The organism is Brotaphodocola sp., assembly GCF_050873365.1.
GTDB lineage: Bacteria > Bacillota > Clostridia > Lachnospirales > Lachnospiraceae > Brotaphodocola.
In genome coordinates this window covers 14,954-28,729 of sequence record NZ_JBNMIQ010000013.1, presented here as the reverse complement: position 1 = coordinate 28,729, position 13,776 = coordinate 14,954, and the positions used below count along the sequence as shown (strand labels likewise).

The 13,776-nt window shown below is 46.5% G+C and carries 13 protein-coding genes; 4 read left to right on the top strand and 9 right to left on the bottom strand.

The window, feature by feature from the left end; genetic code table 11:
• Positions 1–134: 134 nt before the first annotated feature.
• A complete protein-coding gene (nusB, locus tag ACR0QT_RS08075; RefSeq protein WP_177977680.1) occupies positions 135–593 on the bottom strand; it encodes a transcription antitermination factor NusB in 459 nt (152 codons plus the stop codon).
• Between the two features lie 214 nt (positions 594–807).
• Here nusB and ACR0QT_RS08070 point away from each other — a divergent pair, with 214 nt between their 5' ends.
• Positions 808–1,236: a DMT family transporter gene (locus ACR0QT_RS08070; protein WP_432630308.1), complete on the top strand. Its 429-nt coding sequence runs from the start codon at positions 808–810 to the stop codon at positions 1,234–1,236.
• Positions 1,237–1,349: 113 nt separating this feature from the next.
• Here the strand turns inward: ACR0QT_RS08070 and ACR0QT_RS08065 are convergent, their stop codons facing one another.
• The 5 genes from ACR0QT_RS08065 to ACR0QT_RS08045 all read right to left on the bottom strand — a co-directional run bounded on the left by ACR0QT_RS08065 (position 1,350) and on the right by ACR0QT_RS08045 (position 5,883).
• A complete protein-coding gene (locus ACR0QT_RS08065; RefSeq protein ID WP_432630307.1) occupies positions 1,350–2,168 on the bottom strand; it encodes a hypothetical protein in 819 nt (272 codons plus the stop codon).
• Between the two features lie 563 nt (positions 2,169–2,731).
• Entirely contained in the window at positions 2,732–3,166 is a 435-nt protein-coding gene (locus ACR0QT_RS08060) for an Asp23/Gls24 family envelope stress response protein (RefSeq protein WP_432630306.1), read from the bottom strand.
• A gap of 57 nt (positions 3,167–3,223) precedes the next feature.
• Positions 3,224–4,114: a SpoIIIAH-like family protein gene (locus ACR0QT_RS08055; RefSeq protein ID WP_432630305.1), complete on the bottom strand. Its 891-nt coding sequence runs from the start codon at positions 4,112–4,114 to the stop codon at positions 3,224–3,226.
• A gap of 99 nt (positions 4,115–4,213) precedes the next feature.
• Positions 4,214–4,870 (bottom strand): DNA-3-methyladenine glycosylase family protein, encoded by a 657-nt coding sequence (locus ACR0QT_RS08050; protein WP_432630304.1) that lies wholly within the window; start codon positions 4,868–4,870, stop codon positions 4,214–4,216.
• A gap of 65 nt (positions 4,871–4,935) precedes the next feature.
• On the bottom strand, positions 4,936–5,883 hold the full coding sequence (locus ACR0QT_RS08045; protein WP_432630303.1) for a helix-turn-helix domain-containing protein: 948 nt from the start codon (positions 5,881–5,883) through the stop codon (positions 4,936–4,938).
• 266 nt (positions 5,884–6,149) lie between these two features.
• Between ACR0QT_RS08045 and ACR0QT_RS08040 the strand changes: the two genes are divergently transcribed.
• A complete protein-coding gene (locus ACR0QT_RS08040) occupies positions 6,150–7,898 on the top strand; it encodes an ABC transporter ATP-binding protein (protein WP_432630302.1) in 1,749 nt (582 codons plus the stop codon).
• Positions 7,899–8,003: 105 nt separating this feature from the next.
• Here ACR0QT_RS08040 and ACR0QT_RS08035 read toward each other — a convergent pair whose 3' ends face one another.
• Genes ACR0QT_RS08035 through ACR0QT_RS08025 form a run of 3 tightly spaced genes read right to left on the bottom strand, consistent with a single transcriptional unit; the run spans position 8,004 to position 10,154 of the window.
• Positions 8,004–8,372 carry an ACT domain-containing protein gene (locus ACR0QT_RS08035; protein ID WP_432630301.1) on the bottom strand — a complete coding sequence of 123 codons (369 nt, stop codon included), beginning with the start codon at positions 8,370–8,372 and terminating at the stop codon, positions 8,004–8,006.
• 51 nt (positions 8,373–8,423) lie between these two features.
• The gene (locus ACR0QT_RS08030) at positions 8,424–9,278 is read right to left on the bottom strand and encodes a histidinol-phosphatase HisJ family protein (protein WP_432630300.1); all 855 of its coding nucleotides are present in this window, start codon (positions 9,276–9,278) and stop codon (positions 8,424–8,426) included.
• Positions 9,279–9,293: 15 nt separating this feature from the next.
• Positions 9,294–10,154 (bottom strand): Cof-type HAD-IIB family hydrolase, encoded by an 861-nt coding sequence (locus ACR0QT_RS08025; protein ID WP_432630299.1) that lies wholly within the window; start codon positions 10,152–10,154, stop codon positions 9,294–9,296.
• Between the two features lie 343 nt (positions 10,155–10,497).
• Between ACR0QT_RS08025 and ACR0QT_RS08020 the strand changes: the two genes are divergently transcribed.
• Both ACR0QT_RS08020 and ACR0QT_RS08015 read left to right on the top strand, forming a co-directional pair.
• On the top strand, positions 10,498–13,266 hold the full coding sequence (locus tag ACR0QT_RS08020) for a PRD domain-containing protein (RefSeq protein WP_432630298.1): 2,769 nt from the start codon (positions 10,498–10,500) through the stop codon (positions 13,264–13,266).
• Between the two features lie 9 nt (positions 13,267–13,275).
• On the top strand, positions 13,276–13,761 hold the full coding sequence (locus ACR0QT_RS08015; RefSeq protein ID WP_432630297.1) for a PTS system mannose/fructose/N-acetylgalactosamine-transporter subunit IIB: 486 nt from the start codon (positions 13,276–13,278) through the stop codon (positions 13,759–13,761).
• Positions 13,762–13,776 lie beyond the last annotated feature (15 nt).

Below are 13,776 nucleotides of genomic sequence, written 5' to 3'. Positions count from 1 at the left end.
CTCTGCTGACATCTTCCCATCAAAATCACTGCGCATGCTCGCGGAGCGTATAACTCAGAAGTGGATTGTCTCCCCTCCTGAGAAATCTTGTGATATCCCTACCTATAAAGGAGGGGGACATCCACTCTGAGTTTTTAGTTTGCCTGCTCTTTCACCAGTCTTGCAAGCACACCGTTGATGAAAGCCGGGGAATCGTTTCCACCGAACTTCTTTGCAAGCTCAACTGCCTCATTGATTGCTACCTTATCCGGCACATCGCTGTCATAGCGCATCTCGTAGACTGCCTGACGCAGAATCGTCAGCTCCACATGACCCATACGCTTTGTGTTCCATCCCTGAGCAACTTTATTGATCTCCTCATCAAGCTGTGGAATCATCGGTGCGATCTCCTCCACGCGGGCAATCAGGAACTCTCTGTCCTTGTCTGCCATCTCCACCTGGTGAACAATCTCCAAGGTTCCATCTGCTGTTGTATCATCTTCATCAGGTGAACCGAAATACTGTTCTACCTGCTTTGCGGTCTCCTCTGCCGGGTAAAAATCTACCCCAAATAACATTTTAAAACAGTGTTCCCGCATTTCTCTTCTGGTCATTCTTCCTTTTCCTCCTGGCACATACATATCTGCATAGTTGGATATTATCATATCACATTTTTTTCAGATACTCAATGGGTGGTTTTCGTATAAAATTTTCCTGATTTTCGCATACTGTTACTGTTTATTTCCCGGATTTGGCAAATAAATGACTCAATTTTTCCAATATCTTTTTATTTCCTGTATTTTGGAAATCCATTTGGAGGTCTTTGTGATGTGGGGATTTTTGATTGCGCTTCTCTCTGGCGCACTGATGAGCTTGCAGGGTGTCTTAAACACCGAAGCGACAAAACAGAGCGGGGTCTGGCTCTGTGCCGTCTGGGTTCAGCTGACGGCGCTTGCGACCTGCGCTCTGTTCTGGTTGTTCGGAGACCGTGCTCCGTTCTCTTCTCTTTTTCAGATTCGCCCCTGGTACCTGCTGATCGGCGGTGTCCTCGGGGCATTTATCACCTGGAGCGTCGTAAAAGGCATGGACCGTCTCGGTCCCGCCCGCGCGACGCTCACAATCGTGGTGACTCAGATTCTCGTCTCCTACGGGATCGAGCTTTTTGGACTCTTTGGCGTGGAAAAAGTTCCGTTTGAATGGCGCCGACTCCTCGGCGCCGGAATCGCAATCGCGGGGATTGTGATTTTTCATTTATAATATAAATTAAATATAATATCAATTTGTTACGTGCCAGTTTTCTACACCATCAATCTTCCAATCAGGGTACCAAGTCACGCCCCGTCCGTTCATGAAGGCTCCGTACCTGACTCTCACTTCTGGCAAATCTGATCAATCCACTCGATCAGCTCTCCGTCGTAATCGGCATCGCCGTGAGGCTGATCCCAGACGAGGGCATAATCAACCTGTGCATCGGTGTGATTTTCAAGGGCAAGTGCAAGCTCGGCGGAGATTGACAGGGAGGTGTCCGCATCCTGTGTGCCGACTCGAATTCGAATATATTTGGCAGTATCCGCATCTGTCTCCTGATTGCCGATGTAGGTCAATGGGTTCAGCAGTTTCTTGCGCTCTGCAAGATCCTGATCCCCGTCCACAGCCGAGTACGCTTCGGCATACTGTTCATACTCGCTCGGGAAACTCTCTTTCAGCTTCTCGAGAACTCCTGACATGTAAGAATCAAAGTGCATATACTGGTGATCGGCATCTCCAAACTCCAGATTTTCACCGGAATTTTCCGTCATCTCCAGATTATCAAATGCCATCACGGTCTTCATTCTCGGATTGTACGCACTCAGATAGTCATCAAGACTCGAAATCGTTGCCGTTGTGCCATCCCAGCTTAAGAAACTGCTCAGATCGGTGCCCGCTTCCTCGTTTCCGGCTTCTCCCGGTCTTTTGCCTCGTCCAACCTTCGTATAATTTCCGTTCAGATAATCATCCACCGAGTAGGTCGCAGAGAGGGAACCATCCGCAAGTTTCGTCAGATACTTCGTTGCAGAGTCCTCCACCTGTTTTTCCATATACTCATAAAAACTTCCACTGCGTCCGTCCTCTCCGAGTGTCAGCGTTTCTCCGGTCTGCGGATCTTTGAGTCCCAGACTGTTGATATAGTCGACATACTCCGATGCCATCAGACCGGAAACTGCCTTCTCAAAATCACTCGTCTCAAATTCATAGTTTTCTCTCCTCTCACTCTCTTATCCGACCACATGCTTATCCACACGCTTATCCATTTACATTTGCACACTTCTTATTTTTATTCATGCTTTTATTTTTCTGTCGCATAAATAACTCTGAACGACTCAACTCCATCATTTTATGAAAAAAATATTTGCAAACGGTGTTTTTTGTGTGTCTTTTCTGTGTGCAACTTGGCAACTTTTCAATTAACACCCATGCAAAGAGAGAGGGAACAAAAAAGACAAAAGAAAATGTGAAAAGAAAAAAACAAAAGCAATGGGATAAAGGCAAAAGAACAAGGAAATGGAAAAAAATAGGACAAGGAAAAAGAAAAACAATACAAAAAGAAAAGCAATACCAGAAAAAGACTCAAGAAAAAGAGTATAAAAAATATCAGAAACAGAAGATAAAAACAGGAGCCCGGCAAATGCCAGACTCCACACAAAACAAATCTCAAATTATAAAACTCGGTTTGATTCTCAGCAAAATCAGCAAAACTTACGTTTCTTTTTGCTTACTTTTCCTCTGCCAGATTCACACCTGCGATCCGAATGTTGACATCCAGAACAGTCAGACCAGTCATGTTTTCAATCGCAGACTTCACGCGATCCTGCACACGCTCGCTGACATCCGGAATGTTGTATCCGTACTTCAGATTCAGGGAAAGATCTACGGACACATGCTCCTCCGTCACATCCACCTTCACACCTTTTGACAGGTTCTTCATGCCAAGCTTTCCGACAAGCTCATTCGTGATGTTGCCTGCCATCGAGTCAACACCCTCTACCTCTGTCGCTGCCAGACCTGCGATGATCGCAACCACCTCATCCGCGATGCGAACTTCTCCGATTTTATCCTTCTCATATACCTTGTGAGTATTTCTTCCTTCCAGTTCTGCCACGTTTATCCCTCCTCGATCACTCTGTACATTCAGAGTTGTATTCTGCATTTCGTTCTGCTGTTATTATAGCAAATGACGGCAGTTTTGCAAAGGGCTGTTTTTTACCTACTCTTCGAGCTTCATCAGCGTAATCACAATCCCGTCCACCGGAATTTCCGTCTTGCGTTTCACAATGTCCTCGATCTGCGCCCTCTGCTGGTCGGTGATCGACGGCGCATTGATCACAACGTCCACCTTTCCATCCGTGATGCTCACAACCGGGTCAGAAAATCCCCTCGCCTGAAGAAGCGTCTCCGTCGCATTTTCCTTCTCCGCAATCGCCGTCATCTGAATCATATTCTGAATCGCTTCCTGCTTTGCCGATTCTGCGATATTGGCGTTGTTGATGATGCTGTTGAGCGTCTCCTTGTTCTTCGCACGGATCTGCTCGCGATTCATCTGCACCCCGGCTATGTAGTCCGACACCGTGATTCCGCTTGTGAGCACGGCTTCCCCGGGATTTTCAAGTCCGCTCTCCTCCGCGTCCCAGCTGTCAATCTCGGCAAGCTGAGTTCCCGCAGTGTCAGGATCTGCACCCGAATTTCCGCTCCCGTCAGCCTGCTCTCCCCCTGCTTCCGCCTGAAGAAGACTTCCCTCCGCCTGCGGTTGCAGATTGTCGCCACTTACCTGATTGTCCGTCAGACCATTCTCATTTCCTGTCTGTCCGAGCATCGTCCCGTCTGCCACATTTTGCCCATCCTGCCTGTTCTTGTCCCCCGCGAGCTGATTCTCCGCAAGCAGATCTTCGTCTGAAATATCAAGGCTTCCCGCCTGATAAATCTGATTTCCTGTGTTCGTGCTCGCCTCAAGCTCCCGCTTCCCCGCATAGTTTAAGTATCCGGCTGCCGCAATCATGATCGCAAGTGTCGTGATAATCATCTGATTTCTGCGGAACATTCGTTTGACTTTTCCGTCCCCATCCTTCTGCGGACGTATTTCCGGTTTCTTCAACTTCATGACGCCACTCCTTTATTCCACCCGCTTTGACACTTTTATTCTATGCGATTGATTTTATTTTATGCCGAATCCTTTTTCTTCTATTTTTCTCTAGTTTTTCTATCTCTTTGCATCTTTCCCACTCTTCTTTGGCGCATAATCCTTCATGTCGGGAATCGCACCACCTGCAACCGCCCAGAAATAAAGACTTGCGACACTACAATAAGGATGGAACCGTCTGCGATATTTCTCAAACAGTTTCCGGTCAATCTTTCGGTGATGGTAAACCATGCGAAGTCCTCTCTGAATCGCAAGATCATCAAAGCTAAATACATCGGGACGTTGCAGACAGAATAATAAAATCATCTCCGCTGTCCACACTCCGATCCCTCGCAGAGAGGACAAGGCTTCGATCGCGTCCGCATCGGACATCTGCTCCACATTCTGCAAGTCAAACTCACCGCTTTGCACCTTGTCCGCAAATTCTTTGATGTACTCTGCCTTGCGAAAACTCATCCCAAGCGCTTGCAATTCCGAACATTCTCTCGCAGAAATCGTCTCCGCATTTATTTCTCCCAACGTATCTTGGAGTCGCTTCCAGATTGTTGCCTGCGCCTTGCTCGAAATCTGCTGTCCGACGATATGATGAACGACGGAAGAAAACAAATCTGTATCTGTCACCCTCTCGATATGACCAATTCGCTCCATCACCTCCGCCAGTTTTTTATCTTTTCTCTTTAAATATGCGATTTCCGTCTCTCCGTATAAGAAATACACGTTTTTTCCTCCTATCCGCTTTTCCTCTTCTTCTCTCTTCTTTTCTCTTATGTTCTCTTATTTTTTTATTCTGTTCGTTTCTTTTTTCGGTACTCTTTCGGTGTGCATCCCGTCTTTTCTTTAAAGCATTTCCCAAAATGGCTGACCTGATGGAATCCAACCTCCTCGGAAATCTCCCCGATGGGCAAATCCGTACTGCACAGAAGTTCTCCCGCCCGCGCAAGCCGAAATTCAATCAAATACTGATACGGCGTTGTCCCGAGACTGACCCTAAAACAGCGCAGACACTCCGATTTGCTGACATTCGCGCTCTGAGCGAGAGCTTCAAGCGAGATCTCCTGTGCATAATTCAGGGCAATGTAATGCAAAAACTGTTGCATCCGAACGTTGAGTGGATGAGGACTCTCCCCCGCGGGCAGGGAAAGATTTTTCCGCAGAGTCAGCCAGATCGTTGTCAACTGTACCATCACTTCATATGCATAAAATTCGCTGTCCGTTTTCAGTTCTAACAGTGACCGAAGCCTTTCAAGAATTTCCTTCTGCCACAAAACAGAAGGCTGAAAGACAACAAACGGAAGACTGTCGTTTGTGATAACGCTGTCCACAAGTCCCCGCCCCGGAAAATCAAAATAAAATTTGAGAAAATAATCTGGAAACAGGATGCTGTGATAATGGCAGGGTCCATTCTGGCGGACGCGATGCACAACATTCTTGTTGATAAACACACCTTCTCCCACATTCAGAGAAACGGAGGTATCGATCGTGTCAAATTCAATTTTTCCGCGATGCACAATGATAAACTGAAAATCTTCATGCCAGTGAAAAACGCGAAAACCCGGCTTGCGCGGAACACTGTTCTGGTCAACAACATTTAACACCAGATACGGGAAGTCTGTCCCTGCATTTAGATTGACCGAGTTTAAAATATTGTCCCGCTCCTTAATTTTCTGCTCCCGATTTTTCTGTTCCATTTCCGGTTTTGCAAAAGTCTTGTTCCCATGTATCCCTTCCATTTTTCTTCCTGTACACCTCCCGACGTTTTTGGCTTCTCGCATTTCGCGGACAATGATCTTCCAAAATTTTATTTTAATTGACGATATAATGATAAAATATGAGAATAATTCGATATAAATTCTAATTTTTATATGATAAAATCATATTGCAAAAAAGAAAAGCCGTCAAGCATCAAGCACAGATCTTCCACTATCCGATCTTGCAAAGACAGTTACGTGATATGCCGGGCATAAAAATCAATTTCATTTTCAAAAAGGGGATTTGTATGAACACAAAAGATTTTCAAAACAAGACAGAATTTCAGATTTTTCTGTCCTACTTCAAACCACACATCAAACTTTTCTTACTGGACATGCTCTGTGCGCTCGGGATCGCGTTGATTGACCTGACGTTCCCTGCTGTGTCCCGCTGGTGCATGTACACCCTGCTCCCGCAGAAAGCATGGCAGACATTCTGGTTCGTGATGATCGCTGTCCTCTGCGCCTACGTTCTGCGATCGGTATTTACTTACATCATCTGGTACTGGGGACACAATTTCGGCGTCCTCGTCGAAACCGATATCCGGCGCGACCTGTTCCGCCACATCCAGAGTCTGAGTTTTGACTATTTTGACAACAACCGCGTCGGTCAGCTCATGAGCCGTCTGACCGCCGATCTGTTTGACATCACAGAACTTGCCCACCACGGTCCGGAAGACATCTTCGTCTCCTTCGTGACGATCATCGGCGCACTGATCATCATGTTCACAATTCAGTGGCGACTTGCTCTTGTCATCGCAATCATGGTTCCTGTCTTTCTGGCTGTCGTCTGGCGCTGTAAAGCCGGAATGAGAAATGCCTCCCGACGGGTCAAAAAGACGACCGCAAGCATCAACACCGACTTTGAGTCCGGTCTTTCCGGCATCCGCACTGCAAAAGCATTTGCAAATGAAAATGCCGAACTTCACAAGTTTGATTCTGCAAATGGCAGTTACAAAAATGCAAAATATGAGTATCATCAGGCAATGGGACGCTTCAACTCCGTGATGGAATTTTTCCTCTGCACGCTCTCCGTCGTTGTCATCGCAATCGGCGGTGCGCTGATCATGAGGGGTGAACTCAACACAATTGACCTCATCACATTCAGCCTGTATATCACAACATTTGTCAGCCCGATTCGTCGTCTCGCTGTGACGAGTGAGTTGATCGCAAACGGCACTGCCGGTCTACACCGTTTCGTCGAGCTGATGCGAACCGAGCCGTCTCTGACCGATGCCCCGAATGCCAAAGCTCTGACGGATGTCAAAGGCAAAATCGAGATCAATCATATCTCCTTCGCCTACCAGCCGGGACGCGATATTCTCCACGATGTCACGCTGAATATCGCTCCGGGTGAGATGGTTGCCTTCGTCGGCTCCTCGGGCGGTGGAAAGACGACTTTAAGCCAGTTGATCCCACGTTTCTATGATGTGACAGACGGTGCTATTCGCATCGACGGACAGGACGTCCGCACGGTCACACAGGAATCCCTGCACCAGAACGTCGGCGTCGTCTCTCAGGATGTCTTTCTCTTTGCGGACACGATCGCAGAAAATATCCGCTACGGCAGACTCGACGCGACGATGGAAGAGATCATTGAGGCAGCCAAACTGGCTGAAATTTATGACGATATCTGTGCAATGCCACAGGGCTTTGACACAAATGTCGGTGAGCGCGGTGTCCTGCTCTCCGGCGGACAGAAACAGCGCATCTCGATCGCGCGGATTTTCCTGAAAAATCCACCCGTCCTGATTCTCGATGAGGCAACCAGCGCCCTCGACAGCGTAACCGAGGCAAAGATCCAAAAGACATTTGAAAAGCTCTCCGCGGGACGCACCACGATCGTCATCGCCCACCGCCTGTCGACAGTCAAGAATGCTGACCGCATCGCCGTGATCGACAACGGCAGAATCACCGAGCTTGGCGCACACGAAGAACTGATGCAAAAGGATGGCGAATACTCTGCCCTCGTGCACAGTCAGCTTTTGAAAGAGTAACCTGATCTGCTCAAAATGAGTCATACAAATTTGCGGAAGTGCTACTGGCACTTCCGCAATATTTTTTAATCAAACTGAAATTTTCAAATGCTCCGATACGGATTCTTATCCCACAATCGTATAACCCTCATGCGCAAGAACCTCCAGCGCCTTCTCATAATTCTCTTTCTTAATAAAAACATAATCGGTATTGTAAGTTGAAACTGCAAAAATAGAGATTTGATTCTCTGCCAAAATTCCCGCAATCTTTGCCAGAATTCCGATCAACGAAAAATCAAGGATTCCCTGAATTCGAAATGCCCTCCATCCATCATCGCGCTCAACCGTATTGGACGGCACATTTTCCGTCATGCAGACCAGAGAATTTTCTTCCTCCGTCTTTTCGATAAAACAGTACGGTGCATCCAGATTTACAAGGGAATAATCCTTCACCTTGCACACCGAAAAGTCATGCTCAATCTTTTTTATCTCCATCACAGGTCTCCTCCAAATTTCCCGCAAATTTCCAAATTCACTCTGCAATTTTTACAGCGGATGATAAACCGGCTTCATCTGATCAAACGTACAAAACTCCGTAAACCCAAGTGCCCGCAATTCCTGTTTTGTATCGTCAATATACGCGCCGAGATGTTCCGGCTTGTGGCTGTCACTTCCGATCGTGATAATCCGCCCGCCAAGTTCATGATACAATCTCAAAATGTCACGCGACGGCGTCAGATCCTTGAGCCCATATCTGTGGCTGGAAGTATTGACCTCAATTCCCTTTCCATCCGCAATCACTGTCTTTAAGATCTCTGTGATCACAGGTTTTACTTTCTCAAACGGATAAACGCCCGCGTTGTCGTATCTTGTGATCAGATCCACATGACCCAAAATGCTGTAATTGTGATAATGCTTGACCAGATACAGCAATTCCTCATAATACCGCTCATTGTATTCCTGCTGAGATCTGCCTTTCTGGAAATCCTGATTCCAGAATTCTTTGTCCTCAACCTCATGAACGAAAAGAATGATAAAATCAAACGGATACCTCGCGAACAACTTCTCATACCGATCAATCGTGTGCGCCTGCATGCCAAATTCCAATCCCAGTTTTATGGAAATCTTGTCCCCGTATTTTTTCTGAAGCTCCCGAATCTGCGCAACATATTTCGGATAATCCACATTGTTCAGAACCATTGCGTCCGGCTCCCCCGATCCGCCCACACGATAAATCAACTCCCCCGGCTCATCCCAGTCCCTCTTGATTCCATAGTCCACATGATCCGTAAAGCAGAGCTCGTCAATGCCTCTCTCAATCGCATCCCGGACAACCTGCTCCATCTCGTAGGCGGAATCATCACTGTATTCCGTATGTACATGATAATCAGCCCTCATCATTTTATCCTCCCGTAATCACAGATTTCCTCCATACTCATCTTTTCCCCCGTTATTCAGCACCCACTCATCGAGAAAATGCCCTGCTCCATCCTCCTCATTGTTTCCAGTCACATACTTTGCGACCTGCTTCACATCCTCCTCGGCATTTCCCATTGCGACCGAAACACCGGCTGACTGGAGCATCGAAATATCATTTTCATTATCGCCTATTGCGAGCACATTTTCCATACTTATTTTTAATTTTTTGCAAAGTGTGCGCAGTGCATTTCCTTTTGAGGCATCGACGGAATTTACCTCCACAATTCCGTCGCCGGTCCGCAAAAATACGATTCCGGGAGTCGGACTTCCCTTTGCCAAAATCTTCTGTGCCAGTCCATCTTCCAGGGCAAACGCCCCCATTTTCAGTACTTTCACCCCACTGGTCTTCAAGAACTCCCTCAGATTTTCGACATTTCCGTCACTGAATTTTATATAAGGGTATTTTTCTGATAAACCCGTCTTTTCCCAGCCCACTTCCCGAAATGTTCCCTGATCGGTATGTGCATACACCGCGGTTGGAAACTGCTCCAGAAACGCAAGCGCTTCTACCGCTTTTTCAGTCGGAATTCCAGCTTCACAGATGCATCTCTCCTCCGGCACATCCATCAGCATCGCACCATTGGAGCAGATCGCATATTTGATGCCATCGATCTGATTTAACACCGCCTTCTTCATTCCTTCGAGCGGTCTACCGGACGCCGGCACCAGGATCACACCTTTTTTCACGATATTTCTCAATACCTTTAATGTATAATCCGATATGCTCTTGTCCTCATGGAGAAGCGTTCCATCCAAATCTACGGCTACCAGACGAATCTCTTGTTTCTCACTCTGCATAATCCTTTCCTCCTCATTTCATACACTAGCTAATACGTTTTTTCCGTTACTTTTCTGTTTCATTTTCTTCTGTCCAATTCTCCAACTTCCCACTTCTCGTAGTTCCAGTATACCACAACTCCCACTCCTAAAAGTGTCAATCCTAGTGTCGAACTCCTTTCCTCTGCTTTCTCCACACCCCCATTTTATGTCTCCCTACTGACGAAACCCCGCCACAACTGGCGAAATCATCCAAAACCTATTCCATTAAAAAAGATTTTTTGTATAATAATGCTTGTAATCAGGTAGACAAGAAAACGCGCGAAGAAACAAGCTCAAATTTACAAACAGGAGAATCATGTACATGCTCAGCACCAAAGAGGAATTATATCTTTACTTGGAAAAAATAAGTCGGGGTTTTACTCTGAAAGATCTGAAATATTTTACGGCGAATCACATCAGCGAATCTCTGAACATTTCCCGTAATTTAGCCAGTCAGTATCTGAATGAGTTGGTAAAAGAAGAGCGGGCCATCAAGGTCAACTCCCGCCCTGTTTATTTCTTTCACAAGAAAAATGTTGAACGCGAGACCCAGGTTACTCTGGAAACCTGCGTATTCTCCGGCATGGATGAGTTTCAGCGTAAGTGCCGAAGCGATGAAAAGAAAAGAGATTTTCAGAAAGCCATCGGTTATTACCTGAGTTTAAGTTCTTGTATCGAGCAGTGCAAGGCAGCAATCAAATATCCACCAAATGGTCTTCCAGCCCTGTTTTACGGCGCTGGTGGAACCGGAAAGGCCTTTCTTTCCCGGCTGATGTATGAATACGCAGTAAACGAACGGGTTATTGGAACTGCGGGTGCAACTTCTCTCCCGCCCTACCTTACCGTAGACTGCTCGGAATACGCTCAGAACGAAGAAAAATTCGCTCTTGCCCTCTGTGGCGGAGCAGATGGGAAAGGTTGGCTCGCAAAAGCCAAAGACGGTATCCTGTTTTTTGATGAGATTGACCGTCTTCCATTTTCAGGTCAGGAACTGATTTATTTTTACCTGATCTCGGGACAGTACAAAAGTTATCACGATGAAGAACATATTTTTGAATCCAATGCAAGACTGGTTTTCTCCACCACAAAATCACCCGGAGAAACGCTTTATAAGCCACTTGCAAGGATGATCCCCATTGTGATCCCTGTTCCCAGCTTACATGAACGCACCGGCGATGAGAAAGAGGAAATGCTCGTCTCCTTTTTGAAAGCAGAAGGACGGCGCATGGGAGTTGACGTCAGCATCAGCCAGAACGCCTTCCATTGCATGCTGGAATTTTCCTACGAAAACAACATCGACGAATTAAAGACCTGCGTTACCAGCAGTTGTGCCGGAGCTTATCTGGAAAAAAGCAACGATGGGATCGCAATTTACAGCTACCACCTTCCGGAATACATGCTCTCTTCCTTAAAACTGGAAGTCAAGGACAAAGACAAACGGATGATCCATTTAAACAGTTACAGTCGGGACACCTCGCTTGGACAGACCGTACAGTTTTTCCAGATCATGTTGGATGCCTTTGAAGATTACCGTCAGGATGCCATCAACTTTGATGGTCTGATGAGTGAATTTCGGAAAGAGTTAAACGACTACTATGACTACTTGATCTACGGACAGAAACTGGTAAACATTAAGATCTCCACTTATGAACAGTTGATCAATCAGATTTTTGAAAATGTGGGCGAAATGTATGGCATCAGCCTTTCCAAAAAATACAGTCACCTGCTTGCCCGTTGCCTTTACATCCAGCTTCAGGGCGATCACCTGATTGACAACTGGATGAAACAAAATCACGATGAGATCGAGGAAATGTTTCAGGCAGTCAGCACCGTCCTCGAAAAAGAGGCAGTCATCTGTTCCAGGATCGTAAACCTGATCAAACTGAATCTGGATATTGAGACAGACAGTTTAAATCAACTGTTCCTGCTCTTGGATATCAAAAATCAGAACCAGAAAATTCAGGGACTTTCCGCAGCCGGTATCATTTTAAGCCACGGCTATGCAACCGCTTCGAGTATCGCGGACGCCGCCAATCAGATCATCGGCAGAAAAGTCTTTGACGCGATCGACATGCCACTCGACATGCAGATGAGCGACATCACCGATCTGTTAGAAAAACACATTGAACGATTTATCACCTGTCAGGACATCATCCTTCTGGTAGATATGGGTTCTTTGGAGCAGATTCACAGTCAGATGCGTGACTTAAGGAATTTAAACATTGGCATCATCAACAACATTTCCACTGCCCTCGCCGTCGACATTGGTCTCGGCATCTGTGGAAACCAGAAATTGGAAGATATTCTAAAACGCGCCAGCGAAAGCAATGTCTGCACCTATCGCATCATCCACAACGTGCAGAAGGAAGACGCCGTGATCTTCAGCGGAGAAAACGGCATAGACACGACCGAGAAGTTGAAAGAACTGATCCTGAAAACTTCCGAGACTGTGATCCCGCTAAAATTTGTGGCTTACGATTATTACCGACTGGTGAAAAACGGCAGTCACGATGAGATCTTCCAACAGTACCATGTAAAATGCATCATCGGAGTTTTCAATCCGGAGATCGAAGGAATCCCCTTTATCTCCCTGGAGGACATCATCTCGATGAATTCCGCGGAAAAGCTGACCAACATTTTTTCCGAGTATCTGAACGAAGAACAGATGGAAGTCTTCAATCAAAATCTGGTAAAGAATTTCTCTTTGCAGAATGTCGTGGAGTCCATCACGATCCTGAATCCGGACAAACTTTTAGACGAAGTGGAACAGGCAGTTGGACGGCTCCAGAAAATCACCGGAAGAAAGATTGCGGGACGAATTATGATCGGACTTTACGTCCACCTGTGTTGTCTGGTGGAGCGTCTGGTCACAAAGACTCCGATTGACAATTATCAGGATTTAAAAGACTTTGAAGAAAAACACGCCGAATTTATCGGACAGGTAAGAGACAGCTTTCAGGATATCTCCCGCCACTACCGGGTGGCTCTTCCTGTGAGTGAGATCGCTTACATTTACGATTACATACATCTGAATTCAAAAAATAAGCTTTCCGGACAAGCTGAAAGTCCGGTCGTCCGCGAGGACGAATAGGAGGGAAATATGGGTATTGTACTTGCAAGAATTGACAACCGCCTTCTTCACGGCATTGTGGCAACACAGTGGGCTGGTCGTTCTGGCGCACAGCGCATCATGATCATCGATGACACGGTTGCCAACAACGAGCTGACCAAAGCAAGTATGAAGCTTGCCAGACCTACCGGAATGGCAATCTCCATTATCACCGAAGAAACCGCGTTGAACAACTTCAAAGCCGGAAAGTACAACGATCACACGGTCTTCGTTCTGGTCAAGAAACCGGAAACTCTGGTTAAGCTCACAGAGATCGGTGTAAAGGTTCCGGAGCTGGTAGTCGGCGGAACCGTAAAACCTGCGGAAGGCGAGGAAGCTGTAAAGATCTCCCAGAGAGCCTTTGCAAAGCCGGATGACATCGAGGCTTACAAAAAATTAAAGGCGACTGGAACCAAGATTTATGCACAGTATGTACCTGCTGACGCGGTAATTTCGATGGATGAATTTTTAAAATAACAAAAGGGGGGAATT

What these genes read in the sequence shown, in the direction of transcription:
- ACR0QT_RS08055 (WP_432630305.1), bottom strand. Translation starts at nt 4,114, where the DNA reads ATGAAGTTGAAGAAACCGGAAATACGTCCGCAGAAGGATGGGGACGGA.
- ACR0QT_RS08040 (WP_432630302.1), top strand. Translation starts at nt 6,150, where the DNA reads ATGAACACAAAAGATTTTCAAAACAAGACAGAATTTCAGATTTTTCTG.
- nusB (WP_177977680.1), bottom strand. Translation starts at nt 593, where the DNA reads ATGACCAGAAGAGAAATGCGGGAACACTGTTTTAAAATGTTATTTGGG.
- ACR0QT_RS08020 (WP_432630298.1), top strand. Translation starts at nt 10,498, where the DNA reads ATGCTCAGCACCAAAGAGGAATTATATCTTTACTTGGAAAAAATAAGT.
- ACR0QT_RS08025 (WP_432630299.1), bottom strand. Translation starts at nt 10,154, where the DNA reads ATGCAGAGTGAGAAACAAGAGATTCGTCTGGTAGCCGTAGATTTGGAT.
- ACR0QT_RS08035 (WP_432630301.1), bottom strand. Translation starts at nt 8,372, where the DNA reads ATGGAGATAAAAAAGATTGAGCATGACTTTTCGGTGTGCAAGGTGAAG.
- ACR0QT_RS08030 (WP_432630300.1), bottom strand. Translation starts at nt 9,278, where the DNA reads ATGATGAGGGCTGATTATCATGTACATACGGAATACAGTGATGATTCC.
- ACR0QT_RS08065 (WP_432630307.1), bottom strand. Translation starts at nt 2,168, where the DNA reads ATGGCATCGGAGTATGTCGACTATATCAACAGTCTGGGACTCAAAGAT.
- ACR0QT_RS08015 (WP_432630297.1), top strand. Translation starts at nt 13,276, where the DNA reads ATGGGTATTGTACTTGCAAGAATTGACAACCGCCTTCTTCACGGCATT.
- ACR0QT_RS08060 (WP_432630306.1), bottom strand. Translation starts at nt 3,166, where the DNA reads ATGCAGAATACAACTCTGAATGTACAGAGTGATCGAGGAGGGATAAAC.
- ACR0QT_RS08045 (WP_432630303.1), bottom strand. Translation starts at nt 5,883, where the DNA reads ATGGAAGGGATACATGGGAACAAGACTTTTGCAAAACCGGAAATGGAA.
- ACR0QT_RS08070 (WP_432630308.1), top strand. Translation starts at nt 808, where the DNA reads ATGTGGGGATTTTTGATTGCGCTTCTCTCTGGCGCACTGATGAGCTTG.